Annotated in this window: 1 protein-coding gene; it reads right to left on the minus strand. The window is 43.7% G+C overall.

All coding sequences use genetic code 11. The features are described 5' to 3' along the window. On the minus strand, window positions 1–1386 hold a 1386-nt coding region (locus J8L97_RS22910), incomplete at both ends, for an amino acid adenylation domain-containing protein (RefSeq protein ID WP_211053028.1).

Consider the following 1386-nt stretch of genomic DNA (forward strand, 5'->3'; position numbering starts at 1 on the left):
TTTAAGGCTTGCTTGTCTATTTTACCATTTGCTGACAATGGCCATTGAGCCATAAACACAAACCGACTCGGGACCATATATTCTGGGAGTGCGCTTAATAAATGTGATCTCAGTTGTTGCGCTAACCCTGTTTCTTCCTCATCCGTTCTTACATATGCCTGCAACTGTTGCTCGTTCGAACCTTGCGTCACCAGGACAATGGCCTCTAATACTGAATTATGCTCATTTAAATGATGTTCTATCTCTGCTACTTCTACTCGAAACCCGCGTATTTTAACTTGCTCATCTGTCCTGCCTATAAAACACAATTGTCCCTCTTCATCGTAACGTACTAAATCCCCTGTCTTATATAATCGCGAATCTGCTTCATGACTAAAAGGATTCTTCACGAAACGTGATGCTGTTAGCTCTGCTTGATTAAAATATCCATTCGCAACACCTGCGCCCCCTAAATACAACTCTCCTGTTACACCCAAAGGTAACAGCTCTTCTTGCGCCCCTAATACATACACTTGCGTATTCGCAATGGGCTTTCCTATTCTTGGCTCTTTGCTTGGTGCCGAAGTCATCTCATAATAAGTTGAATACGTCGTATCTTCTGATGGCCCATATAAATTCACTACGCGGCGTAAACTATGCTCTGCAAATAAGGTCTCTACTAGCACTTTCTTCAACGGCTCACCCGCCAAATTGACACTCACAACGCTGCTTGGCAATCGCTGTGCTGATACTAATGCATCAATGCCTGATGGCACCGTATTCACCAAACGAATACCTGCAATATCTTCGCTCAGTAAACTCAAAATATTTTCCACTACTATCACTTTGCCGCCAAAGCTCAGTGGCACAAATAATTCAAATACTGATAGGTCAAAGTTCAATGATGTACTTGCCAGGACACCCGCTAATTCATCTTGCTGATAAAACTCTCCACCCCATTGCACCATTGCCATGGCATTTCGATGCGCTATCGATACCCCTTTGGGTTTGCCTGTTGAGCCTGAGGTATAAATCAGGTAACAATTTTGTGCACTGTTAGCATTGACGTTTCTTGCTAAGTTAGTTGTTGGATACTGCGACAATTGTTGTTGTAGCTGATTGTCATCTAATAGCCACTGCGTTATGCCCGTTAAAGCGAGTAACTCATGGGTGTTACTTTGACTAATAACCTGTCGCAACGCAGTATCTTCGATGATGTGATCTAAACGGCTTCTAGGATAGTTCGGGTCCAACGGTATGTATGTTCCCCCCGCTTTTAGCACCCCCAGTAAAGCCACGACCATATTCACCGAGCGTGTCAATAAAATACCTACAGCCTCTCCTTGTTGTAATCCTTCCTGACGTAATAGACATGCTAACTGGTTGGCTTGCTGATTAAGCGCACCA

It is taken from the genome of Pseudoalteromonas sp. MMG012, assembly GCF_018100875.1.
Lineage (GTDB): Bacteria > Pseudomonadota > Gammaproteobacteria > Enterobacterales > Alteromonadaceae > Pseudoalteromonas > Pseudoalteromonas aurantia.